General features: G+C 67.0%; 24 protein-coding genes. 13 read left to right on the top strand and 11 right to left on the bottom strand.

Annotated elements, in window-relative coordinates; all coding sequences use genetic code 11:
• Positions 1-115 precede the first annotated feature (115 nt).
• Entirely contained in the window at positions 116-511 is a 396-nt protein-coding gene (locus GV161_RS17680) for a phasin (protein ID WP_244624257.1), read from the bottom strand.
• Between the two features lie 256 nt (positions 512-767).
• Here GV161_RS17680 and GV161_RS17675 point away from each other — a divergent pair, with 256 nt between their 5' ends.
• From GV161_RS17675 to GV161_RS17630, 10 genes are all read left to right on the top strand, one after another.
• Positions 768-3,788 (top strand): PAS domain-containing sensor histidine kinase, encoded by a 3,021-nt coding sequence (locus tag GV161_RS17675; protein ID WP_152016933.1) that lies wholly within the window; start codon positions 768-770, stop codon positions 3,786-3,788.
• A gap of 117 nt (positions 3,789-3,905) precedes the next feature.
• Positions 3,906-5,063 carry an acyl-CoA dehydrogenase family protein gene (locus GV161_RS17670; RefSeq protein WP_152016932.1) on the top strand — a complete coding sequence of 386 codons (1,158 nt, stop codon included), beginning with the start codon at positions 3,906-3,908 and terminating at the stop codon, positions 5,061-5,063.
• A 172-nt stretch (positions 5,064-5,235) separates the two neighbouring features.
• The gene (locus GV161_RS17665; protein WP_152016931.1) at positions 5,236-5,898 is read left to right on the top strand and encodes a glutathione S-transferase family protein; all 663 of its coding nucleotides are present in this window, start codon (positions 5,236-5,238) and stop codon (positions 5,896-5,898) included.
• An 85-nt stretch (positions 5,899-5,983) separates the two neighbouring features.
• Positions 5,984-6,925: an EamA family transporter gene (locus tag GV161_RS17660; RefSeq protein WP_244624256.1), complete on the top strand. Its 942-nt coding sequence runs from the start codon at positions 5,984-5,986 to the stop codon at positions 6,923-6,925.
• Between the two features lie 232 nt (positions 6,926-7,157).
• Positions 7,158-8,147, top strand: coding sequence for a LysR substrate-binding domain-containing protein (locus GV161_RS17655; RefSeq protein ID WP_152016930.1), 990 nt, complete (start codon positions 7,158-7,160; stop codon positions 8,145-8,147).
• Positions 8,147-8,665, top strand: coding sequence for a tripartite tricarboxylate transporter TctB family protein (locus GV161_RS17650; protein ID WP_152016929.1), 519 nt, complete (start codon positions 8,147-8,149; stop codon positions 8,663-8,665). Before GV161_RS17655 ends, GV161_RS17650 begins: the two co-directional genes overlap by 1 nt.
• Before the next feature lie 3 nt (positions 8,666-8,668).
• Positions 8,669-10,171 (top strand): tripartite tricarboxylate transporter permease, encoded by a 1,503-nt coding sequence (locus GV161_RS17645; protein WP_152016928.1) that lies wholly within the window; start codon positions 8,669-8,671, stop codon positions 10,169-10,171.
• Between the two features lie 65 nt (positions 10,172-10,236).
• A complete protein-coding gene (locus GV161_RS17640; protein WP_152016927.1) occupies positions 10,237-11,208 on the top strand; it encodes a tripartite tricarboxylate transporter substrate-binding protein in 972 nt (323 codons plus the stop codon).
• Between the two features lie 79 nt (positions 11,209-11,287).
• Complete coding sequence (locus GV161_RS17635) at positions 11,288-11,833, top strand: ureidoglycolate lyase (RefSeq protein ID WP_152016926.1); 546 nt, start codon at positions 11,288-11,290, stop codon at positions 11,831-11,833.
• A 104-nt stretch (positions 11,834-11,937) separates the two neighbouring features.
• Complete coding sequence (locus GV161_RS17630) at positions 11,938-12,384, top strand: DUF1236 domain-containing protein (RefSeq protein WP_152016925.1); 447 nt, start codon at positions 11,938-11,940, stop codon at positions 12,382-12,384.
• Positions 12,385-12,480: 96 nt separating this feature from the next.
• Here the strand turns inward: GV161_RS17630 and GV161_RS17625 are convergent, their stop codons facing one another.
• From GV161_RS17625 to GV161_RS17595, 8 genes are all read right to left on the bottom strand, one after another.
• Positions 12,481-12,915, bottom strand: a complete 435-nt coding sequence (locus GV161_RS17625) for an RES family NAD+ phosphorylase (RefSeq protein WP_152016924.1) — start codon at positions 12,913-12,915, stop codon at positions 12,481-12,483.
• A complete protein-coding gene (locus GV161_RS17620) occupies positions 12,915-13,343 on the bottom strand; it encodes an antitoxin Xre/MbcA/ParS toxin-binding domain-containing protein (protein ID WP_152016923.1) in 429 nt (142 codons plus the stop codon). The genes GV161_RS17625 and GV161_RS17620 overlap by 1 nt, the downstream gene beginning before the upstream one ends.
• A 66-nt stretch (positions 13,344-13,409) precedes the next feature.
• Complete coding sequence (gene upp / locus GV161_RS17615; protein ID WP_100959125.1) at positions 13,410-14,051, bottom strand: uracil phosphoribosyltransferase; 642 nt, start codon at positions 14,049-14,051, stop codon at positions 13,410-13,412.
• 32 nt (positions 14,052-14,083) lie between these two features.
• Positions 14,084-15,301: a URC4/urg3 family protein gene (locus tag GV161_RS17610; RefSeq protein ID WP_152016922.1), complete on the bottom strand. Its 1,218-nt coding sequence runs from the start codon at positions 15,299-15,301 to the stop codon at positions 14,084-14,086.
• A gap of 8 nt (positions 15,302-15,309) precedes the next feature.
• Positions 15,310-16,572 carry a GTP cyclohydrolase II gene (locus GV161_RS17605; protein ID WP_152016921.1) on the bottom strand — a complete coding sequence of 421 codons (1,263 nt, stop codon included), beginning with the start codon at positions 16,570-16,572 and terminating at the stop codon, positions 15,310-15,312.
• Positions 16,573-16,825: 253 nt separating this feature from the next.
• The gene (locus GV161_RS30950; RefSeq protein ID WP_193219594.1) at positions 16,826-16,987 is read right to left on the bottom strand and encodes a Thivi_2564 family membrane protein; all 162 of its coding nucleotides are present in this window, start codon (positions 16,985-16,987) and stop codon (positions 16,826-16,828) included.
• 363 nt (positions 16,988-17,350) lie between these two features.
• A complete protein-coding gene (glyS, locus tag GV161_RS17600; protein WP_152016920.1) occupies positions 17,351-19,672 on the bottom strand; it encodes a glycine--tRNA ligase subunit beta in 2,322 nt (773 codons plus the stop codon).
• Positions 19,672-20,589, bottom strand: a complete 918-nt coding sequence (locus tag GV161_RS17595) for a glycine--tRNA ligase subunit alpha (protein WP_193219609.1) — start codon at positions 20,587-20,589, stop codon at positions 19,672-19,674. Before GV161_RS17595 ends, glyS begins: the two co-directional genes overlap by 1 nt.
• Positions 20,590-20,915: 326 nt before the next feature.
• Between GV161_RS17595 and GV161_RS17590 the strand changes: the two genes are divergently transcribed.
• The 3 genes from GV161_RS17590 (at position 20,916) to GV161_RS17580 (ending at position 22,064) form a co-directional block, all read left to right on the top strand.
• Positions 20,916-21,191, top strand: coding sequence for a hypothetical protein (locus tag GV161_RS17590; RefSeq protein ID WP_193219593.1), 276 nt, complete (start codon positions 20,916-20,918; stop codon positions 21,189-21,191).
• A 121-nt stretch (positions 21,192-21,312) separates the two neighbouring features.
• Entirely contained in the window at positions 21,313-21,621 is a 309-nt protein-coding gene (locus tag GV161_RS17585; protein WP_152016918.1) for a hypothetical protein, read from the top strand.
• Between the two features lie 134 nt (positions 21,622-21,755).
• Positions 21,756-22,064 carry a hypothetical protein gene (locus GV161_RS17580; RefSeq protein WP_152016917.1) on the top strand — a complete coding sequence of 103 codons (309 nt, stop codon included), beginning with the start codon at positions 21,756-21,758 and terminating at the stop codon, positions 22,062-22,064.
• Between the two features lie 8 nt (positions 22,065-22,072).
• Here GV161_RS17580 and GV161_RS17575 read toward each other — a convergent pair whose 3' ends face one another.
• Together GV161_RS17575 and GV161_RS17570 are read right to left on the bottom strand one after the other, a co-directional pair.
• Positions 22,073-22,855 (bottom strand): methyltransferase, encoded by a 783-nt coding sequence (locus GV161_RS17575; protein WP_152016916.1) that lies wholly within the window; start codon positions 22,853-22,855, stop codon positions 22,073-22,075.
• Entirely contained in the window at positions 22,842-23,072 is a 231-nt protein-coding gene (locus GV161_RS17570; protein ID WP_152016915.1) for a DUF2007 domain-containing protein, read from the bottom strand. Before GV161_RS17570 ends, GV161_RS17575 begins: the two co-directional genes overlap by 14 nt.
• Positions 23,073-23,162: the final 90 nt, after the last annotated feature.

Genomic DNA, 23,162 nt, shown 5'->3' with positions numbered 1-23,162 from the left:
TGCAACCGGGCACGAGCGAACTCCAGCGAGGTGAGTCTCACCCCATCGAAGAGTCACGCACCGGCCCGGCCGCTTGGTCGTGAAAGCCTGCTCCGCGCCCGCGGCGCTCAAGGCTTCACTTCAGCTTGGTCGCCTTGGCGGCGGTCTCGGCCGTCTTCTTGGCAACATCCTGCACGCTTGCGCCAACTTCCTTGAGCTGCGCCTGCAGCGCGGCGACCTGCGCCTTCAGGAACTCGGACTGGTGCTGGAGCACCTCATTCATGTCCTTCGACTTGACGAGCTTGTCGGCGAGATCGAAGGCGGCTGCGATGTTGTTCTCGGCATAGGACATCGCCTTTTTGGTCATGTCCTGGACGTTGACGCGGGCCGTCTCAGCCGAGCCATGGGCGCTGTCGACCGCCTTCTGGGCGGCGCCGATGAAGCCGTCGAAGGCCTTGCGAGCCTGATCGACGCTCTTTTCGGCGAAATCGCGCATCTCGGTGGGAACTTCGTAGGGAAGCTTGCCGTCCATGGTAGGTCCTCCTGCGACCGAGCCAAGCGTCCGCACCGTCTCCGGCGCCGCGCTTCTATTGTGCACTGCAATATCATTATTGCAGTGCAATGACAATGCCGCCACCGAGACGGCGGCGGGGGCATATTAACGCTGTTTTGAAACGTCAGGGGAGAGGCCGGGTTCCCGCATGGATTCACCCCGCTCGCGCGGTTATTAAAGATTTGTTAGGCATATTCGCGCGGGCTGGAGTCGCCAGCAGGCAGAGCGGAGCAGGATGAGCGAATCCGGACAGGATTGGAACGGCCTCACCGGCGCCCTGGCGCAGGATCCCGCACTCGCGGGCTTTGCCCGTGACGGCGCACTGCTGCTCTGGCCAGCCGGCGGCGATGCCCCGGTCTTCGCCAACGCCGGCGGCCGGGCGCTGCTCGGCACATTCGGCGGAGCTGACAAGCTTCCCGCGGCGACGCGCGAGCGTTTGCGCCTGCTTGCCGCTGGGCTCGCCTCACCGACGGCGCTGAGACTTGAAAGATTGCGGCTTGGCGCCTCCCTCGCAGGGCTCGTGACCTGCGGCTGCAAGCGCATCGAGACCGGCTCCGGCCTGGCGCTGGCCATCGGCGTCACCGCCTCCGAATTGCGCCGCCTCGGCATCACCGTGCCAAAGGACGAACCGACGGCGGTTGCTGCGCCGCCCCCTGCCGCGCCCCCAACGACGCCTGTCATGGCGGACACCGTTGCCGAATCACCCGAGCAGCCACGCCGCGCCAATCTGCGCTTCCTGTGGGAAAGCGACCTCGACGGGACGCTGGTCAGCCTGTCGCAGGATTTCGCCGCGCTGGTCGGCCCGAAGGCCGCGAGCGCGACTCAGGGGCGCAACTGGCCCGCGCTACTCGCGAGCGACATCGTCGATCTCGAGGGCGACCTGGCGACACGCCTCGCGACCTCCTCGACCTGGAGCGGCCGGGCCGTGCTCTGGCGCGTTTCCCCGGGCGAAGGGGCGCGCGTCGAGCTGTCCGGCTTCCCGCTGTTCGACGGCGAACGCAATCCCGCCGGCTTCCGCGGCTTCGGCCTCACCCGCTCGCCCGCCAACGAGGCTTTTCCGCAGCGGGAAGCGCCTGAAGAGGACGTCGCCTCCGTGGCTCCGGAGGCTGATATCCCGGCGGCAGAGCTGCCGGTCGCGGCTGTCGTGGAAGCCCCCACGCCCGCAGTTCCTTCGACCGAAGCTGCCGAGGCGGCGCCGATTGAGCCGGCCCGGGCAGAGGCCCGTGAAGACGAGACTGACGGCGTGCCGGCTAATGCGGACGTAACCGCTGAAGCGTCCTCCGAGCCGGAAGAAGCCGTAGAAGCACAAGACGCGCCGGCCGAGCCCAGGGCTTCGGATGACGATGCCACGACGGAGCAAGCCGAAGACGGTGGCGAGGCCGCAGAGGCCAGCGAACCGCCGCCGGCTCCCGAAGCGCCGCCGGCCAATGTCGTGCCGCTGCGGAATGGCCATCTGGCCGCCGTGCGCCCGGTGCTCGAGCCGTCCAAGACCCTGCTCTCCTCGGCCGAGCGCAACGCCTTCCGCGAGATCGCCAAGGCGCTCGGCGCCCGCATCGCCGGCGAGGAGGACGAGCCAGGCGGGCCGCGCCTGCCGGTCGCGGCGCAACTGCGCGTGCGGGAGAAGGAGACGAGCGACACTAAGGAAGAGTCGTCTGCCTCGGTTCCGGCGACTGCTGCGCCGGTGCCGCCCTCAGCTTCGGAAGGGCGCCCCCGCATCGCCAACGCCCATGCCGAGATTCTGGATCGACTCCCGATCGCAGTGCTGGTCAATCGCGACGAAACGGCGCTCTACGCCAACCGCACCCTGCTCGACCTGCTGGATTACGCCGACCTCGACGATCTCACTGCAGCTGGCGGCGTCAGCAAGCTGATCAGGGGGCTGAGTCACAACAGCGACGGCGCGATGATCCTGGTCGACCGCAGGGGCGGGCTGATCAGCGTCGACGGCCGGCTCTCCAGCGTGAGCTGGCAGGGCGAAGCGGCTACGCTCATGGCCTTCCGCAACAGCGTGCCGGGCGGCGACCTCAAGATGCTGACGCCCGAGGAGGCCGAGGAGCAGGAGCTCGCGGCCGAGTTCGCGGCGGAAGAAGAAGAGGCCACGTCCCGCGTGGAGCAGCTGCGGCTGGAGGGACAGGCCAACGACGCGCGCGTCTCCGAGCTGTCTGCGATGCTCGACACCGCGACGGATGGCGTCGTCACCGTCGACGGGCGCGGGCGCATCCTGTCGCTCAACAAGAGCGCCGAAGCGCTGTTCGGCTACGACCAGCGCGAGGTCGCCGGCGAGCTCTTCACGCTGCTCTTCGCGCCGGAGAGCCATTCGCCGGCCCTCGACTATCTCGACGGGCTGATCGGCGGCGGCGTCGCCTCGCTGATGAATGATGGCCGCGAGGTCATCGGCCGTGTGCGCCAGGGCGGGCGCATCCCGCTGTTCATGACCATGGGCCGCATCGCCGAAGGGCCGGACAGCAAGTTCTGCGCGGTGCTGCGTGACATCACCGCCTGGAAGAAGACCGAGGGTGAGCTGGTCGAGGCGCGCAAGACCGCCGAGAAGGCGAGCGCGCAGAAATCCGACGTGCTCGCCAAGATCAGCCACGAGATCCGCACGCCGCTCAACGCGATCATCGGCTTTGCCGAAGTGATGGCCGAGGAGCGCTTCGGCCCGATCGAGAACGAGCGCTACAAGGAATATCTGCGCGACATCCACCTGTCGGGCGGCTACGTCATCAGCCTGGTCAACGACCTGCTCGACCTCGCCAAGATCGAGGCCGGCAAGCTTGACCTCGACTTCGGTAGCGTCAACCTCAACGACATCGCGCTGTCCGCCGTGAACCTGCTGCAGCCGGAAGCGCAGCGCGGCCGCGTCGTGCTGCGCTCCGGCCTCGCGCCGAAGCTGCCGCCGGTCGTCGCCGACGAGCGATCGCTGCGCCAGATCGTGATCAACCTGCTCTCCAATGCGGTGAAGTTCACCGATGCCGGCGGGCAGGTGATCGTCTCGACCGCGCTCGGCGATCAGGGCGAGGCGATCCTGCGGGTCCGCGACACCGGCATCGGCATGGACGATGACGAGATCAAATTGGCGCTGGAGCCGTTCCGGCAGGTGCCGACGACGCGCAGATCGGGAGGTACCGGCCTCGGTCTGCCTTTGACCAAGGCGCTGGTCGAAGCCAATCGCGCGGCGCTCTCTATCACCAGCGTCAAGAAGGAAGGCACGCTGGTCGAGGTCACCTTCCCGCCGCAACGGGTGCTGGCGAGCTGAGGCCTGCTGCGCGGGTAGCGCCTCAATGCGCACGCCGGGGAAAGCGGGGCCGCACATTGGCGTGCGGCGCGGCCCGCTCTAGAGTTGCCATCCGGCCCCCGATCGGCGAGCATCCCCATGCAGTTCGCGCTCAGCGAAGAAGAAGAACTCATCCGCGAGAGCGCGCGCAAGCTCGCGACGGACCGGCTGGCGCCATTGGCCGAGCGGCTCGACCGCGGCGAAGGCCGACCGGAGTTCCTCGCCAACCTCAAGCTGCTCGCCGAGAACGGCTTCATGGCGCTCAACGTCAAGGGCCTGTTCGGCGGAACCGAGGCCGGCACCGTTTCCTTCGCCTTGGCGCTGGAAGAGCTTGCCGCCGCCTGCGCCTCGACGGCGGTCACGACCTCGGTGACCAACATGGTCGGCGAAGTCATCCAGGCCGTCGGCAACGAGGCGCAGAAATCGACCTATCTGCCGAAGCTGGCCGACGGGAGCTATCCCGCCGGTGCCTTCTGCCTGACCGAAGCCGGGGCGGGCTCCGACCCCGCCGGCATGAAGTTGCGCGCCCGGCGCGACGGCGACACCTATGTGCTCGACGGCCAGAAGATCTTCATCACCTCCGGTGAATATGCCGGGCTCTTCGTGGTCTGGGGCGTGACCGACCCCGACGTGCCGAAGGGCAAGGGTATCTCGGTCTTCCTGGTGCCGGCCGACATACCCGGCGTCAGTATCGGCAAGGCCGAAAAGAAAATGGGCCAGACCGGCTCGGCCACCAATACGATCCATTTCGACGGTGCGCGCATCCCGGCTGCCAATCTGATGGGCAAGGAGAATGATGGCTTCCGCGTCGCGGTCGGCGAGCTCGCCGGCGGGCGCATCGGCGTCGCCTCGGTCTCGCTCGGCATCGCCCGCGCCGCGATGGACGCGGCCAAGTCCTATGCGCGCGAGCGCAAGCAGTTCGGGCAGGCGATTTCCGACTTCCAGGGCCTGCAGTGGATGATCGCCGACCGCGAGCTCGACCTGCACGCGGCGCGCCTCCTGATCTTCGACGCGGCAGCGAAGAAGGATCGCGGCGAGCCCTTCGCCAAGGAGGCCTCGATGGCCAAGCTCTTCGCCTCGGAGGCGGCGCATCGCTGCACCGATACGGCGATCCAGATCCATGGCGGCGCCGGCTATTGCCGCGACTTCCCGGTCGAACGCTATGCGCGCGACGCCCGCATCACCCGGATCTATGAGGGCACCTCCGAGATCCAGCGCCTGATCATCGCACGTGAGACCTTGCGTCAGCTGGGCTGAGCTTCATAGATCATCGCGCGTCTGACCGGACGCGGTCACGATGATCTAGCACATTGTTATCGCATCGGATTTGTCCGAAAAGTGGATTCCACTTTTCGGTCCGATGCTATAGAATTTTCTTCTCCGCATCCGCTGGATTCGGAGTTCCTCCCCGCTCGCCGGAATCCTGCTCATGTCCCTGACCATCTATGGCTGCTATCGCTCGCGCGCGACGCGCAATGTCTGGCTCGCCAACGAGCTCGGCATCACCTTCAAGCATGTGCCGGTGATCCAGGTCTATCGCCTGCCCGATCCCAACGCCCCGGGCGCGCCGATCCATACTCGCAGCGCCGAGTTCATGGCGGTCAACCCGAACGGTCATGTCCCGTCGATCGACGATGACGGCTTCGTCCTGCACGAATCGCTGGCGATCAACCTCTACCTCGCTCGCAAGCATGGCGGGCCGGTCGCGCCGAAGGACGTCCAGGAGGAAGGGCTCGCCGCGATGTGGGCGCTCTGGGCCGCGACCGAATGCGAGACGAACGCGCTCAACCTGACCTACCATCTCGCAGCCTATCCGCCGGAGAAGCGTGACCCTGCCCTCGTCAGCAAGGCGCTCGAGGTGTTGGCCGCGCCATTCGCCGTACTCGACAAGGCCCTGGCGGGCGGCGGTGGCTATGTCATGGGCGGGCGCTTCACCGTCGCGGACATTAATGTCGCCGAGGTCATCCGCTACGCCAAGCCGGCGACGCAGCTCTTCGACGCCGCCCCGAACGTCAAGACCTGGCTCGACAAGCTGCACCAGCGCCCCGCCTTCAAGGCGATGTGGGCGGCGCGCGATGCGGAGCCGGCCTGACGCGTTTGGCGGAAATCGGGTGGCTGGGCCCGGCCCGGCCACCTACTGACGCAGGATGACCCGCCCTGCGAGGACAGATTGCGCCATGACACAGCCGACCTCCGCTCCCTCGCTCCGCATGGGCCCCACCGAGTGGCTCCTGCTGGTCGCCCTCTCGATCCTGTGGGGCGGCTCGTTCTTCTTCAACAAGATCACCGTGGCGGAATGGCCCCCCTTCGCCGTCGTGCAGGTGCGCGTCGGGTTGGCGGCGCTGGCGCTGCTGCTGGTGGTGCGGATCACCGGGCACTCGATGGCGGTCGGCCGCAGCGTCTGGCTGGCCTTCTTCGGCATGGGCATCCTCAACAACCTGATCCCGTTCAGCCTGTTCCTCTGGGGCCAGCAGCAGATCGCCAGCGGCCTCGCCTCGATCCTGAACGCGACCACGCCGGTCTTTGCCGTGCTGGTGATGCATTGCTTCGCCAATGAGAAGGCGACCGGGCTGAAGCTCGGCGGCGTGCTCGCCGGCCTGATCGGCGTCGGCATCCTGATGGGTCCCGATGTGCTCGGCGGCCTCGGCTCCAACCTCACGGCGCAGCTCGCTTGCATCCTCGCCGCGGTCTCCTATGCCTTCTCCGGCCTGTTCGGGCGGCGCTTCCGCGGCATGCCGCCGCTCGTCGCAGCTACGGGGCAGCTCACGGCCTCGACGGTGATGATCGTCCCGATCGTCTTTTTCCTGCACCCGCCCTGGACGCTGCCGGTCCCCTCGCAGCAGGCGATCCTGGCGGCGGTCGGCCTCGCCCTGATCTCGACGGCGCTGGCCTACATCATCTTCTTCCGGATCATGCGCACTGCGGGACCAAGCAACGTCATGCTGGTGACCTTCCTGATCCCGGTCAGCGCCATCCTGCTCGGCTCGGGGCTTCTTGGCGAAGAGCTGCTGCCCCGCCATTTCGCCGGCATGGCCGCGATCTTCGTCGGACTAGCCCTGATCGACGGCCGGGTCGCCGCACTGTGGAGCGCCAGGCAAGCCGACGCGCCAACAGCCTGACGAAGCCGCGGCCGGGCGCTCACAAGCTCCAAACGATCAATTCATTACCGCATCATCGGGCTCGAAGCGGCGTTCACCTCTGTGGACGCCGCTTTTTCGGCGCCGGGCTTTGTTGCCAATAAATTATGAATTGCTCTAGGGTCGCAAAACCGGCGGATAGCGCTAAAGGGCATAACCGAAACAACTGGCAGATATCACAAAAAACGATACGCCAGAGGGGAGCGCGACAACCATGGACCTGCGGCAGCTGCGATGTTTCATCGCGGTGGCGGAAGAGCTGCACTTCGGCCGGGCGGCCGAGCGGCTCGGCCTCGCACCACCAGCCCTTTCACGCCAGATAAGCGCGCTCGAGGACGAGCTCGGCGTCAGCCTGCTGACGCGCACCACAAGGCAGGTCGCGCTCACGCGCGCCGGCCTGATCATGCTGGAAGAGGCCAAGGCCATCCTCGTCCGGATGGAACGCGCATCGCGCTCGGTGCGCGAGGCGTCGCTGGCCTCGAGCAAGGTCTTGCGAGTCGGCGCGATCGACGCAGCCTCGTCCAGCTTCGTACCGGAGGCGCTGGTGACGTTCCGCTCGCGCCATCCCGGCATCGAGATCAAGTTCGTCGAGGCGATGACGGCGCCGCTGGTGCAGATGCTGGAGGCCGGCAAACTCGACCTCGCTCTGCTGCGCCCGCCGCGCAAGCCGACCGACTGCGCCTTCGAGATCCTGCGCGTCGAGCGGCCCATCGTGGTGCTGAGCGAGAGCCACCCGCTTGCGGCGCGTGAATTCCTGACGATGCAGGACCTGGTCGGTGAGCCCTTCGTCGTGCCGTCGAAGCGGATCCGCCCCTTCGCCTACGACCTCGTCATGGCTTATTTCGAGAGCGTCGGGGCGGTGCCCAACGTCACCATCGAGGCGACAGAGAAGCCAGCGATGATGTCCGCGGTCGCGGCCGGCCTCGGCATGGCGCTGGCGCCGGACTGGGTCTCGCGGCTGAGCTTCCCGGGCGTCACCATGCGGCGCCTGCGCGGCGCGCTGCTCGACCCGCCGCCGCCCGGCGCGCTCGTCGGCGTTGCCTGGCGGCCGCACCAGAAGCTCGCCGCCCGCGACGACTTCCTCGCCATTCTGCGCGAGAGCGTGACCCTTATCGACGAGGGCCACGTCTTGCCGTTCAGCGTCAACGGGCGTGGCAAAAAGCCTGCCATCCGCACAGCAACCACCCGAGCCGGAGGACATTGATGAGTCTGAACAAGATCGAGGCCGCGCGAGGTTGGCGCGTCCGTTCGACACAGGACCTGGCCGCCGGCCTGTTCATGATCGCGCTCGCCGGGCTGGCCCTCATCCTGTCGAGCGACCTTCCGACCGGGACGCTGCGCCAGATCGGCCCGGGCATGCTGCCCAAGGCCTTCGCCTGGATCTGCGCCGGCCTCGGCGCGGTGCTCGCCTTCAACTCGCTGCGCTACAATGGCGAGAAGCTCGCCGGCTGGTCCTGGCGCGGCGTCATCTTCGTGCTCGGCGCGGCGGTCGCGTTCGGCCTGACCATCCGTGGCTTCGAGATCGGCCCGCTCAAGGTGCCGCAGCTCGGCATGCTCGTCTCCGGCCCGCTGGTCGTGATCATCTCCGGCCTCGCGGCGGAGGATGTGAAGCCCAAGGAACTGATCATCTTCGCGATCGCCATGACGATCGGCTGCGCCCTGATGTTCAAATACGCGCTGGGTCTGCCGATCCCGCTGGCACCCTGGCTGCTGGGGATCTGATCCATGGCTGAAATGCTCGCCCACCTCTCGCTCGGCTTCGGCGTCGCGCTGACGCTGAAGAACATCGCGCTCTGCTTCGTCGGCTGCCTGGTCGGCACGCTGATCGGCGTGCTGCCCGGTGTCGGCCCGGTCGCCACCATCGCCATGCTGCTGCCGATCACCTTCGGGCTCGACCCGGTCGGCGCGCTGATCATGCTCGCCGGCATCTATTACGGCGCGCAGTACGGCGGCTCGACCACGGCGATCCTGGTCAACATCCCGGGCGAGGCCACCGCCGTCGTCACTACGCTCGACGGCCACCAGATGGCCAAGCAGGGCCGTGCCGGCGTCGCTCTGGGCACCGCTGCGATCGGCTCCTTCGTCGCCGGCTGCGTCGCGACCGTGATCATCGCCGCGCTCGGCGCGCCGCTGACCCGGCTCGCCTTGCTGTTCGGCCCGGCCGAATACTTCTCGCTGATGGTGATGGGCCTGTGCTTCGCGGTCGTGCTGGCGCGCGGCTCGATCCTCAAGGCCTTCTGCATGATCATGCTCGGCCTGCTGCTCTCGACCGTCGGTACCGACCTTGAGACCGGCCAGGAGCGCATGACCTTCGGCTTCCCGCCGCTCTCGGACGGCGTCGACTTCGCCGTGCTGGCGATGGGCGTGTTCGGCTTCGCCGAGGTGCTGCGCAACCTGGAGACCCCGGAAGCGCGCGACGTGGTCAAGTCGAAGATCGGCCGCCTGCTGCCCGACTGGAACGACATCAAGCAGTCGGCGGCGCCGTGCATACGCGGTACCTTCATCGGCGGCATCCTCGGCATCCTGCCCGGCAATGGCGCGGTGCTCGGGCCGTTCGCGAGCTACACGATCGAGAAGAAGCTCGCCAAGGATCCCTCGCGCTTCGGCAAGGGCGCGATCGAGGGCGTCGCCGGGCCGGAATCGGCCAACAATGCCGGCGCGCAGACCGCCTTCATCCCGCTGCTCACCCTCGGCATCCCGCCGAATGCGGTGATGGCGCTGATGGTCGGCGCGATGACCATCCACGGCATCATCCCCGGCCCGCAAGTCATGACCAAGAACCCCGACCTGTTCTGGGGCATGATCGCTTCGATGTGGATCGGCAACCTGATGCTGCTGATCATCAACCTGCCGCTGGTCGGCGTCTGGGTGAAGCTGCTGCAGGTGCCCTACCGCCTGATGTTCCCGGCGATCCTGATCTTCTGCTCGATCGGCATCTACTCGGTGAACAACCAGCCGGTCGACGTCGCCTTCACCGCGCTGTTCGGCCTGTTCGGCTACCTCCTGATCAAGCTCGGCTTCGAGCCGGCCCCGATGCTGCTCGGCTTCGTGCTCGGCAAGCTGATGGAGGAGAAGCTGCGCCAGGCGCTGATCATCTCGCGCGGCTCGTTCATGACCTTCCTGGAGCGGCCGATCTCGGCCGGCCTGCTGCTGGTCGCTGTCGTCATCCTCGTGATCGCGCTCCTGCCGTCGATGTCGAAGAAGCGCGACGAGGTCTTCACCGAATGACGGGGTTGCCTGCCAGCCCCGCCTTGCCATCCTCGCCATATCGTTTCCAGGGAGAGAGATTGATCATGAAGAAGCTCGTACTCGGTCTTGCTGCAGCGCTCGCCTTCACGCTGCCGGCGCAGGCCCAGTCCAAATACCCGGAGCGGCCGATCACCATGATCGTGCCCTTCGCCGCCGGCGGGCCGACCGACATCATCGCTCGCATCGTCAGCGAGAACATGTCGAAGACGCTCGGCCAGCAGATCGTGGTCGAGAACGTCGCCGGCGCCGGCGGCACCACCGGCATCGCCCGTGCGCTCACGGCTGCGCCGGACGGCTACACCATCTCGATGGGACATCTGGGCACCTTCTCGGCTGCTCCGGCGACCTATCCCGGCCTGAAATACGACCCGATAAACGGCATGCAGGCGATCGGCCTCGCCGGTGGCACGCCGATCCTGATCGTCGCCAAGAAGGCATTTGCGCCGAAGGACCTCAAGGAGTTCGTCACCTATGTGAAGGCGAACACCGACAAGGTGAACGAGGCCCATGCCGGCGTCGGCTCGGTGTCGTGGACGACCTGCACCCTGCTCAAGGGCCAGCTCGGCGTGCCGAAGCTGAACTCGGTCGCCTATCGCGGCACCGGCCCGGCTCTGAACGACCTGGTCTCCGGTCAGGTCGACTTCATGTGCGATCAGATCGTCAGCGTCGCCGAGCAGATCAAGGCGGGCACGATCAAAGCCTATGCCATCGCCTCGGCACAGCGCTCGCCGGCGCTGCCCGACGTCCCGACGACCACGGAAGCCGGGTTGCCCGAGTACCAGATCGAGGCCTGGAACGGCATCGCCGGGCCGAAGGGCATGCCGAAGGAGGCCGTCGACAAGCTGGTCGACGCGCTCGGCAAGGCGCTCGACGACGAGACCGTCAAGAAGCGCCTACTCGACCTCGGCACCGTGCTGCCGACCAAGGAAGAGCGCACCCCGGCCGGCTTCGCTGCGATCATCAAGCGCGACGCGGACAAGCTCTCGCCGGTGCTCGCCGCCGCGCCGAAGCAGTAAGCGCCTGACGCATAGACTTGCAGACGGCGGGCCTCGGGCCCGCCGTTTTCTTTTGACGGCGACACACTACGATGTGGACATGCGCCGCATCACCTTGCCCGTCTCGCCGATCTCAGCCGAAGCCTTCGCTCCCTATGGCCGCGTGCTCCGTCCCGCTGACGGACGCGATACCGGCCGCGAAGGCTATGACATCTGGATCCAGCCCTTCGCCGCCGAAAGCCGGCCTCGGCTGCAGATCGTGCGCTATCATGCGCGCCCCTTCGTGGTCGCCCTGATCGAGCGGCATCTGCATGTCACCGAGGCGCGCCAGCCGCTCGGCGGGCCGTCCGCCATCATCGTGGTCGCCGAGCCCTCCGACACCCCGCCGGCGCCCGAGACGCTGCGTGCCTTCCGGCTCGACGGCGAAGGTGTGCTGTTCCATCGCGGCACCTGGCACGCGATCGACGCCTATCCAGAGCACGGCAGCCACGCCGACTTCCTGTTCCTGTCGGAGGAAGCGACCGTGAACGAGCTGTTCGACAATCCCGGTCGCACGCCCCAGCGCACCCAGGTTCACGATTTCCGTGCCGCCGGGATCGAGCTCGTGATCGACGCCAACGCCTTGTTCGAGCAGGGAAACCCCTAGCGGCTTGTCACGATCGTTCACAGCTCGTGACCGCCTGTGCGGAACCTGAGGCAGAGCTTGCCCGTTTCCTTCCCCGAGGTTTCCACTCTGGAAGGAGAACGGACATGTTCAAGAAGCTTGCTCTCGTCACCGCCCTCGCCATCGTCCCGGCGGCGGCTTTCGCCCAGAATCCGGACGGCGCCCAGGGCGGCGCGGCCAGTGGCATCGTCGGCGGCGCGACCGCGGGTGCTGTCGGCGGCGCCGTGGTCGGCGGCCCGGTCGGCGCAGTCGTCGGCGGCGTCGGTGGCGCTGTGGTCGGCGGCTTCACTGGTGCGGTGATCGGCGACAATGCCCCGCGCTTCCGCACCTATGTGGTCGAGCAGCGCGTCCCGTCCTACGCCTATGCCGAGCCGGTAGCGGTCGGCACCGTTCTGCCGCAGCAGGGCGTGGTCTATCGCGAGGTGCCGGCCGAGTTCGGCGAGCGCGCCAGCGGCTATCGCTACACGGTGGTGAACAACCGCGCCGTGCTGGTCGAGCCGCAGACCCGCCGTGTGGTGCAGATCATCGAATGATCCAGGCAGATCCGCAGGTTGCTCGCGCCATCGCGGCCTGGGCAACCACTCCGGATCGCAAGGCCCGCCCCGGCAACGGGGCGGGCTTTTTTCTCGTCAGCGAGCCAGCGGCAGCCAGAGCCGCCTGTCGAAATCGAAGGGCTGGGTCCCGACGATCGCGATCGCTGGGGCATCACGATGACGCGGATTGATCAGGACATTGGCGCTGCGCGGCGCGATGAAAGACGGCACCCTGAGAAGCGCGCTCTCGCCCGCGGCCAGCCAGGTATCGCCGAGCGATCTCGGTTCCTCCACCATCTCGCCCTCGCTAATCGACGCTGCCCCGGTCTCGATCTCGATCAGCACATAATCGTCCGGGATCAGTTCAGGCGCGAGATCGAGATGGACGCGCACCTCGAGGATGGCGAGTGCCGGGTTCTCAGCCGCATAGACGACGGGACGCCCCGGCGAATTCCAGCGCCCACCGTAGAGCCGCGCCCCCTCGCCGCTCAGGTCGGCGAAAGGCGCGCGAGCAACGCGCCAGACCCGCATCAAGCAGCGATGCCGTGGGCGATCCTGCCGAGCAACGCTTCGACCTGAGCCGCGCCTTCCCCCGTATCGAGCAGGGCCAGCGGCTTCTCACCATCGAGCGCCGTAGTCGGCCGACGCAGCCAGGCGGCCGCCTTGCCTTGCGAACCGAACGTGACTTCGGCTTCCGCGATGACACGCGCGGCGCGCATCAGCCGGTCGGACTGTTCGGTCGTCAACGTTCCGATCTTACGGCGGTGGCTCAAGGTCTTGCGCGGCAGCACGAGCTCGTCGATCTCGGCCAGAGTCATCCGGCCGCTCTCGATCACGTGCTCAATCGTCCGCACCGGAAAACCATGCCGTACGGCAGCGATGAGGTCGCGGCTGCTGACCGCGGGGCGTCCCAGCGCCGCCTGGCCGCCGACGACATCCAATGCAGTCAGGGCAACCATGAGAATGCTCCTTGGCGATATGCCTACAAGATAGGGGCATATCGCCAAATCTGCAAGGTTGAGACGTCAACGCGTGCCGAACATCCGGTCGCCGGCGTCGCCGAGGCCGGGGACGATGTAACCGTGATCGTTGAGGCGCTCGTCGATCGCCGCCGTCCAGATGCGCACATCCGGATGGGAATCGCGCATGCGGGCAATGCCTTCCGGCGCCGCAAGCAGGCAGACGAAGCGCAGATCCTTAGCGCCGCGCTCCTTCAGCCGGTCGACCGCCGCCACCGCCGAGTTCGCCGTCGCCAGCATCGGGTCCATCACCACGATCATGCGGTCGGCGATATCGGAGGGCGCCTTGAAATAATACTCGACCGCCTGCAGCGTCTGCGGATCGCGATAGAGGCCGATATGGGCGACGCGAGCGGCGGGAACGAGCTCGAGCATGCCGTCGAGGAAGCCGACACCGGCGCGCAGGATCGGCGCGAAGACCAGCTTCTTGCCGGAGATGACAGGCTGCATCGATTTCTGCAGCGGCGTCTCGATCTCGATCATCTCGGTCGGCAGGTCGCGCGTGACCTCGTAGCAGAGCAGCATGCCGATCTCGTTCAAGAGCTGGCGGAAGCTCTTGGTCGAGCGGTCCTTCTCGCGCATCAGCGTCAGCTTGTGCTGCACCAGCGGGTGGTCGACGACGGTGACGCCGTTAGCGCTCGTGGCCATGCAATCCTGATCCCCCTCGTCTTCTTCTGGTCTTAGAATACCGTGCCGTCGCTGACGATGGTCAAGGGCGGACCGCCATCCTCGCGCTTCTCGCGGGCGATGCGGCGGCCGGCGGCCCAGGTGCCGCCCTCCAGCACCTTGGCCAGCGGCAACTGCTCGGCGCTCAGCCCAAGCTCGGCCCGCACCAGTTCGCCGATCTTGTCGAGCAGCGCAACCGTCAGCGCCCGCCACTCCACGACCAGTTGCGAGCCGACCTCATGGCCACGCGCCGCATCGGCAGAGTCCTTCAGTTCGAGCACGCCGAGATCGAGCAGAAGCCCGCCATTGCGGTATTCCGGCAGGCCGGTGAGATCGTCGATGCCGACGACCTGGATACCGGCCCATTGCAGCGGCTCGATCAGCGAATAGCTCAGCCACTGCGACAGCTTGTGGAAGGGCACGATGCCGGCCGTGACCTCGCCCGGCGCGATCAATGGGTGCTTCCAGCTGTCACCGAGTGCGATGCCGGCATAGCTCAGGCGCGAGGGCCAGATGCCGCCGAGCACCTCGAGCACCTGCGAGAGGATATAGGCGGCGCGGATCGAACGGCCCTCGGCCGCCTCGACCAGCCGGTCGAACAGGTCGCCGGGCCGGGTCAGCCCATGCTTCTCCAGCTCCTCGCCGAGGCGGTTGAGCAGCGCGGCGCGGCCTCCCAGCCCTATGAGCGGATTGCCGTCCGAGACCTGGAAGCCGGCCGCCAGCGCTTCAACGTCGAGATGCTCGAGCGCAGCGACATCCACCCGCAGCGGCTCGGCCGGATTGCTGGAGAAGGCTCCGGCGGCGAACATGTCGAGCGAGGCCAAGGCCAGCCCTTCCGAGCGGCCGATGCTCTGGCCGGTCACCGCATCGCGATAGCGCCAGTCGGCGCCGGCGCCGGCATCGAGCAGGACGCTGACGACAGCCAGATCATAGGCGGCGCGGCCCCTCGCCCGGGCGTCGGGGAAATGCGCCTTCGCATCGAGCAGCTGCCAGCGATCCATGCCGGCGATGATAAAATGGCGCCAGCGGGCATGGAAGGGAATGTCGAGCGCCGGATAGTTCTGGCGGATCGTCTCCAGCACATAAGCGGCGCAGGCCGGCAGCCGCTCGGGATGGACGCTGAAATGCGCCAGCCGGCCCTCGAGGCCGAGCCGCAACATCTCCTGCGCGCGCTCACGGACGGCAACCGGCTTGAGCAATTGGCGGACGGCTTCGGGATTGGTGTCAGGCATAGGCGGGATCAGAACTTTTCAAGGTCGCGGCCGACAGTGGCCTTGAGTGCATTGTCGCCAGGCGCGCCGTCCGGCGAATAGTAGCCCGCCGCCTTCTTGGCCTCGATCTCGACCGAGGCGTCCGGCGGGACCAGCTCGGGCGGGATGGCGACGCGCTCGCCGATCTCGATGCCGCTTTCGACCATGGCGTCGTATTTCATGTTCGACATCGACATCAGCCGGTCGATCCGCTTCACGCCGAGCCAATGCAGCACGTCCGGCATCAATTGCTGGAAGCGGGCATCCTGCACGCCGGCGACGCATTCGGTGCGCTCGAAATAGGTCGCGGCAGAATCGCCGCCTTCCTGGCGCTTGCGGGCATTGTAGACGAGGAACTTGGTGACCTCACCGAGCGCCCTGCCCTCCTTGCGGTTGTAGACGATCAGGCCGACGCCGCCGTTCTGCGCCTCCTTCACGGCTTCCTCGATGCCATGCACGAGATAAGGCCGGCAGGTGCAGATATCGGAGCCGAAGACGTCGGAGCCGTTGCACTCGTCATGGACGCGGCAGGCCAGCGTCTTCTTCGGATCGGAAATCGCCGAGACCTCGCCGATGACATAGGCCGTGATCGAGCCGATCGGCGGCAGGAAGACCTTGAGGTCGGGCCGCGTCACCAGCTCCGGATACATCCCGCCGGTCTGCTCGAACAACGTGCGACGCAACTCGTTTTCGCTGGTGGCGAAGCGCTCGGCTATCCCCGGCAGGTGCCAGACCGGATCGACCGCGATCTTCGTGACGCTGATGTCGCCGGAGCCGTGCAGGATGGCGCCATCAGCCGCCAGCCGGTGGCCGACCATGGCGGCGAGGATCTCGGGCAGGTTGAGCCGCGCCTTGGTGACCGCGATGGTCGGGCGGATGTCGATACCCTCACCGATCCACTTGCCGAAATCCTGGGCGACGCGGTGGCCGAACGGATCGAGCGAGACGATCCGACCGGGATCGAACCATTGCGGCTGCGGCAGGATGTCGGAGGTCGGATGGGTGTTGGTCAGGTCCGGGCGCTGTGCCGGATTCATGGCGCGGGCGGAGATGGCGAGCGCGCGATAGACCGAATAGGAGCCGCCATGGGCGCCGATGACGTTGCGGTCGGCCGGATTGGTCGTCGAGGCGATGACGGGGCCTCGCTCCGCCGGCGTGCCGGCACCCCACTGGATCGGGAAACGGGTCGAAGCGTTGCCGGGCTCGGGATGCGAGGTCAGGCGGATATGGCTGGTGCGGTTCTGCGAAGTCATCGCGGCGATCGCTCGATCTGTCGACCATGGCTGCGGCCATGCTCGAACGGGAAAGGGCCCCGGGACGGTTCGCGTCCGGGGCCCTCTGGACCGCTGAGATTCTGGATCAGCGCAGCATTTTCGTCAATTGCCGGTTGAAGACGTCACCACCGCCACGGCCGGGCCTTGTCCCGACCATCCATGTCCTCGCCGGTCACGGGCGATGTTCGCATGGATACTCGCCACGGGGCGAGCATGACGGCGGCCCCTTTGGCTAGAACACTGCGAGATAACGCAGCAACGAGATGATGCCGATGATGATGACGATGATCTGGATGATGTTCTTGACGTTGCCGTCAACCGGCAGCATCCGCACCAGATAAAGCACAAGCACGATCACCAGGACGGTGATCAAGAGCGAAATCAAAAGGCCCATGGCTCAAATCCTCTTATCGCGGCCGAAAGCCGGCCCCCCGAGGTGCTCGCTGCGACACGTTCGCAGGCAGCGGCCTCGGAGAAGAGAACGTCGAGCCCGGGGAAAAAGTTCCGGAAGGGGAGATGGTTGAGGGATTGGGAAAGCCATCATGGTCGGGCTTGTCCCGACCATTCACGTCTTCGCTCCACCAACCGAAGCCGGTGTTCAAGACGTGGATGCTCGCCACAAGGGCGAGCATGACTGACAGGGCGCGTCATTCCCGGGCGGAGCGAAGCGCAGACCCGAGAATCTCATGACGAGAAGGCGCCAATGGAGCCCCCTCCGGCCTGAGATGCTCGGGTCGAGCCCGAGCATGACGCCTGGTTACCCTGCGATCCGCCCGAAATCCGCCACGGCGCGGGTCGCCTCGCGCAGCTGGTTCAAGAGCTTGAGGCGGTTGGCGCGCAGGGCCGGATCGGGATCGTTGACCGTGACCTTGTCGAAGAAGGCGTCGACCGCCGGCCGGAGCTCGGCGAGAGCCGCCATGGCGCCCTCATAGTCCTCGGCAGCGACCGCGGCTTCCGCCTTCGGCGTCGCCTGGGCGAGCGCGACCGCGAGCGCCTTCTCCTCGATCAGCCCGGCATCGGCGATGAGCTGGAGATCGGCCTTGCCGGCAAAGGCGCCCTCGCCGTCCTTCTTCTCCTCGGCCTTGAGGATGTTGGCGGCACGGCGATAGCCGGCGAGCAGGTTCCTGCCGTCTTCGGTGTCAAGGAAGCGGCCGAGCGCGGCGACACGACGGGTTATGAGCAAGAGGTCGTCATTGGCCGACGCGCCCTCGCCCAGCACCGCATCGACCAGATCATGCCGCGCGCCCTGATCACGCAGCATCACCTTCAGGCGATCGTGGAAGAAGGAGAGGAGGTCAGAGAGAACATTATTCATTCTCTCCAGAGTTGCTTGTTTAGCTGCCGAGTCATCCACCTGATCGAGCGATGCAAGAATTCGCTCTGCAGCATCCGCATTCCCGACAGCAAGCGCTGCGCTGGAAATCGCTTCGCTGATCGGCACAAAAAACTCTAACGCCAGTCGATGAACTTGCGGGACAGTCGCAGACTTCAAGATAGGTCCAAGCTGCAACCGCACCCCATTTTCCACCACCAGCCGGATCACGCCCAGCGCCGCGCGGCGCAGCGCATAGGGGTCCTTGCTCCCGGTCGGCTTCTCGTCGATCGCCCAGAAGCCGACCAGCGTGTCGAGCTTGTCGGCGAGCGCCACTGCGACTGAGACACGATCGCTCGGGACGCGGTCGGAGGGGCCGAGCGGCTTGTAGTGCTCCTCAATGGCCGCTGCGACCGAGGCGTGCTCGTCCTGCAACTCGGCGTATTTCCGCCCCATCAGCCCCTGAAGCTCGGGAAACTCGCCGACCATCTCGGTCGGTAGGTCGGCCTTGGCGAGCCTGGCGGCGCGCTCGGCCAGCGCCGGATCGGCGCCGACGATCGGGGCGAGTTCCTTCGCCAGCGCGGCGATGCGCTGGACGCGCTCGCCTTGCGTGCCGAGCTTGGCGTGGAAGACGACGCCGAGCTTGTCGAGTTTCGCCATGCGCTGGTCGAGCGGCTTGGCGAGATCGAGCCCAAGCTTGTCGGCGCTCTCCTTCAACGTGTCGAGATCGGGCAGCGGACCGCGATCGGTCTGCCAGAAATAGGCGGCGTCAGAGAGGCGCGCCCGCACCACGCGGCCATTGCCGGCGGTGATCGCCAGGCCGCCATCGCTGGCCATCAGGTTCGAGACCGGGATGAAGCGGTTGGCGAGTTCGCCGCTATTGGGATCGCGCAGCACGAAGCATTTCTGGTTGGCGCGGATGGTGGCGCGGATCGCTTCGCCGGGGATTTCGAGGAAGCGCTCCTCGAAATCGCCCATCAGCACGACCGGCCATTCGACGAGGCCGGCGACCTCCTCCAGCAGCCCCTCGTCCTCGACCAGTTCCAGCCCCGCGGCGAAAGCGAGATTCCTGGCGTCGGCGAGAATGATCTCCTTGCGGCGATCGGCGTCGAGCACCACCTTGGCCCGCTCCAGGCTCGGGACATAGTCGTCGAAGCGCTTGACCGTGATCGGGCCGGGCGCATGGAAGCGATGGCCATAGGTGACGTTGCCGGATTTGATGCCGTCGACCTCGAAGGGCACGACCTCCGGATCCTCGGTCTCGGCGCCGAAGGTACAGAGGATCGAGTGCAGCGGGCGGACCCAGCGCAGCGAACCGCTCTCTGCCGAAGCCATGCCCCAGCGCATCGATTTCGGCCAGGGGAAGGCGCGGATGACCGCCGGCACGATCTCGGCGATGGCCGCGACCGTCTCCTGCCCCGGCTTCTCGATCACGGCGACATAAGAGTCGCCCTTCTTGGGGTCGCTGACGATCGTTGCCTGGTCGAGCGAGGCCAGTCCCGCAGCCTTGAGGAAGCCCTGCACCGCAGCCTCGGGCGCGCCGACGCGCGGCCCTTTCCGCTCCTCGCGGAAATCGCGGCCGCGCACCGGCAGGCCGGCGATGGTGAGCGCGAGGCGGCGCGGCGTCGCGAAGGCCTTGGCGCCTTCATAGGTCAGGCCGCGCTCGACCAGCGCATCGGTGACGAGCTTCTTCAGGTCGTCCGCCGCCTTGCGCTGCATGCGGGCCGGGATCTCTTCCGAAAAGAGTTCGAGCAGGAGATCAGGCATCAGTTCGCTCCCCCGCCGGCGGTCTTCAGCCAGGCGGCGCCGCAGGCCTTGGCGAGCTCGCGCACGCGCAGGATGTAGCTCTGGCGCTCGGTGACCGAGATCACGCCGCGTGCATCGAGCAGGTTGAAGACATGGCTCGCCTTGATGCACTGGTCATAGGCCGGCAAGGCCAGCTTGTGCTGGGCGGAATTGGCGTCCTCCCTCGCGTCGCCGGCGGCGAGCAGCGCCTTGCACTCGGCCTCGGCATCGCTGAAGTGGCGGAACAGCGTCTCGGTGTTCGCGTACTCGAAATTATGCCGCGAAAACTCCTGCTCGGCCTGCAGGAAGACGTCGCCATAGGAGACGCGGTCCTCACCTTCGAGGCCGTTGAAGTTGAGATCGTAGACGTTCTCGACGCCCTGGACATACATGGCGAGGCGCTCGAGCCCATAGGTCAATTCACCCGCGACAGGCGCGCATTCGACGCCAGCCACCTGCTGGAAATAGGTGAACTGGCTGACTTCCATGCCGTCGCACCAGCACTCCCAGCCAAGGCCCCAGGCACCGAGCGTCGGGCTCTCCCAATCGTCCTCGACGAAGCGGACATCGTGCAGGGCCAGATCGACGCCGATCGCCTTGAGCGAGTCGAGATAGAGCTGCTGCAGGTCCGGCGGCGACGGCTTCAGGATCACCTGGAACTGGTAATAGTGCTGCAGCCGGTTCGGGTTCTCGCCATAGCGGCCATCCTTGGGCCGGCGCGAGGGCTGGACATAGGCCGCCTTCCAGGGCTTGGGCCCGAGCGCGCGCAGCGTCGTCGCCGGGTGGAAGGTACCGGCGCCGACTTCCATGTCGTAGGGCTGGAGGATGACGCAGCCGCGCTCGGCCCAGAAGCGCTGCAAGGTCAGCAGCAGCCCCTGGAAGGAACGGGTCGGGTTCAACGGATCGGAGGACGCGGCCAAGGGCATCAGCCTTTTAAATTGTCGAGAAACATGCGGCGTGATTAGGGGCTGGCGACGCTCATGGTCAAGCGCAACGGCATGTCCCGGGACTGTCGCCAGAGATGCGTCGTCTCGCCGGTGGGCGCAATTCCAGCCGCAGAACCGCTGCACAGTTCTGCAGGAATTGCTCCTGGCAATGAATGACCCATGAACCCTTCGGCAAGCATCGCGTTCATATAGAGGCGGCTATTGTCGCCCTATCGAACGGTCCGCGGCGCTCGGGGCGAGCGCTTGAGACGGGCCGACGCGACAAGCAGGAGTACACAATGCTGTCGAATCGTATCGCCGCCGCCCTGTTCGGTGCCGGCGCCCTTCTCTTCACCGGCCTCGCCGTCGCCCCGGCCAATGCCGCGCCGATCGCGGCCGGCAGCGTCCCGGCCACCACCGGCCAGATCGAGCAGGTCCAGTATTACGGCCGGCCCTATTATGGCCCGCGCCGCTATTATGGCCGCCCGGTCTATCGTCCGCGCTGCTATTTCGTCGACCGGCGCGTCTGGAACGGCTGGCGGTGGGTGATCCGCCCGGTGCGCGTCTGCCGCTGACGCGATAGCCCCTCGAAGGGCCTGGCGGCACGCGCCGTCAGGCCCCGAGGCCAGCCGGCAGCCATAATGACGCCCGATCGCCGCGCCACAGGCCGGCCCCGTTCATGAAGAAGGATACGATATGCTTCGCAAGTTTTTCCTTGGCCTCTCGGCCGCCGCGGTGCTCGGCGCCGCCTCGCTCGGCGTGAGCGCCATCACGGCAGCTCCGGCCGATGCCCAGGCCCTGAGCGGCGGCTATCCCTATCCCGGCAGTGGCAGCCGGCATCCGTCGGCGCCGGGCTACAGCAATCCCGGCTGGGGCGGCGGTCCGCATGTCCGCCCGCGGCCGGGCTATGGCCGCCCACACTATGGGCAACGCTGCCGCATCGTCGACCAGCGCGTCTGGAACGGCCGCCGCTGGGTGATCCGCCCGGTGCGCGTCTGCCGCTGACGGCCACCTGGCTTCATGAAGACAGGCTGAACGGCGCGGCCACGCCCCGTTCAGCCCCGCGACCGCTAACTGGCCGCCACGATGATGCCCGATTGCCCCGGCACAGGCCGGGCCTATCAGCGAAGGAGGTAACCATGCTTCGCAAACTTGTTCTTGGACTTTCCGCCGCGGCCGCGCTCGGTGTGGCCGGCCTCGGCATGGGTGCGGTCACCGCCACACCGGCGGAGGCGCAGGCGCTGGGCGGCGGCTATGGCCCTCATGTCTGGGGCGGCGGCGGTTACTATGGCCGCCCGCGTTACGGCTATGGTGGGCCACGCTATGGCTATGGTGGACCGCGCTACGGCTATGGCGGCGGCTATTACGGCCCGCGCTGCTATGTCCGCCCGGTCCGCTATTGGGACGGCTGGGGCTGGGTGGTGCGCGAGCGCCGCATCTGCCGCTGAGCTTAACTCTAGGCGAGCACGGCCTCGCCACGATGGAGCGCCTCGCTGAAGGCGCTGAAGCGCCCATCCGCGCCGTTGAGAACCAAAGCCGGCAGCAACGCTGCCGGCTTTTTGCTGCCGAGGCGGCCCGAGACGATCACCCGGATTGCCGGCCGCTCGGCCTGCCCATGGATCGGGCGGATTTCGATCGCGCCGAAACCCGTCTCCAGCCCAGTGAGAATCGCTCCCAGAGCTTCGGCGCGGTGGATGATGCTGACGCCGCCGCCCGGCTTCAGCAGATGGCGCGCCGTCTTCAGCCAGTCGTCCAGGGATTGTCCGGCGACATGCGCCGCACGGCGATTGGCAACTGGCGAGGCGCGGACCTCGCTTGCTTCGAAAAAGGGCGGATTCATCGCTACCCAGGCCATGGATGCTACCGCCAGCCCCTCACGGGCAAGATCGCTGTTGCGCTCACCAATCGTCCCGACCGCGACGCGCACCCGGCCGCCCAGGTTATTGAGCCCGGCATTGCGAGCCGCGAGCGCCGCAAGCTCCGGATCGCGCTCGACCAGAACGACCTCCAACCCCGGCTGGCGTAGCGCGACGGCGAGCCCGACCGTGCCGACGCCAGCGCCGAAATCGGCGAGCGGTCCTGCATCCAGCTCCGGAATCGCGGCGGCCAGCAGCACGGCATCCGAGCCGGCGCGATGACCTTTCACCGGCTGCAGCAGGCACAGGCGCCCGCCGAGCAGCCGATCCTCGCCGATCTCACCGAGACCGGGTGCCTCAGCGCTATTCTCAGGGTTGTTCATGGCGCAATTCGCCGCCATAGCCGGCTTCGACCAGCAAGGCGCGGGCGCGCTTGCTGTCCTGCTCGCGCACCAGCAGGCGCCGCGGAAAGGCGCCGATCATGCCTTCGAGCGAGCTGATGTGCTGGTCGGCGATCAGGCAGTCGAGATTGGCCGAGGCCAGCAGCGCCTCGATGGCGCCGAGCAGGACGAGATCATTGGAGCGGACGAGTTCGTGCATGCCGTCATGGAGCCCACGAGGCCGGCCCGGCGCAACAGGAAAGATCGCATAGCCCGGGTCAGAACGGCAGCGCAGCGTCAAACTGCTGCG

This window comes from Bosea sp. 29B, from assembly GCF_902506165.1.
In the GTDB taxonomy this organism is placed as follows: Bacteria; Pseudomonadota; Alphaproteobacteria; order Rhizobiales; family Beijerinckiaceae; genus Allobosea.
The sequence above is the reverse complement of the archived record's forward strand: the minus strand, read 5'-3'. Positions and strand labels throughout refer to the sequence as shown.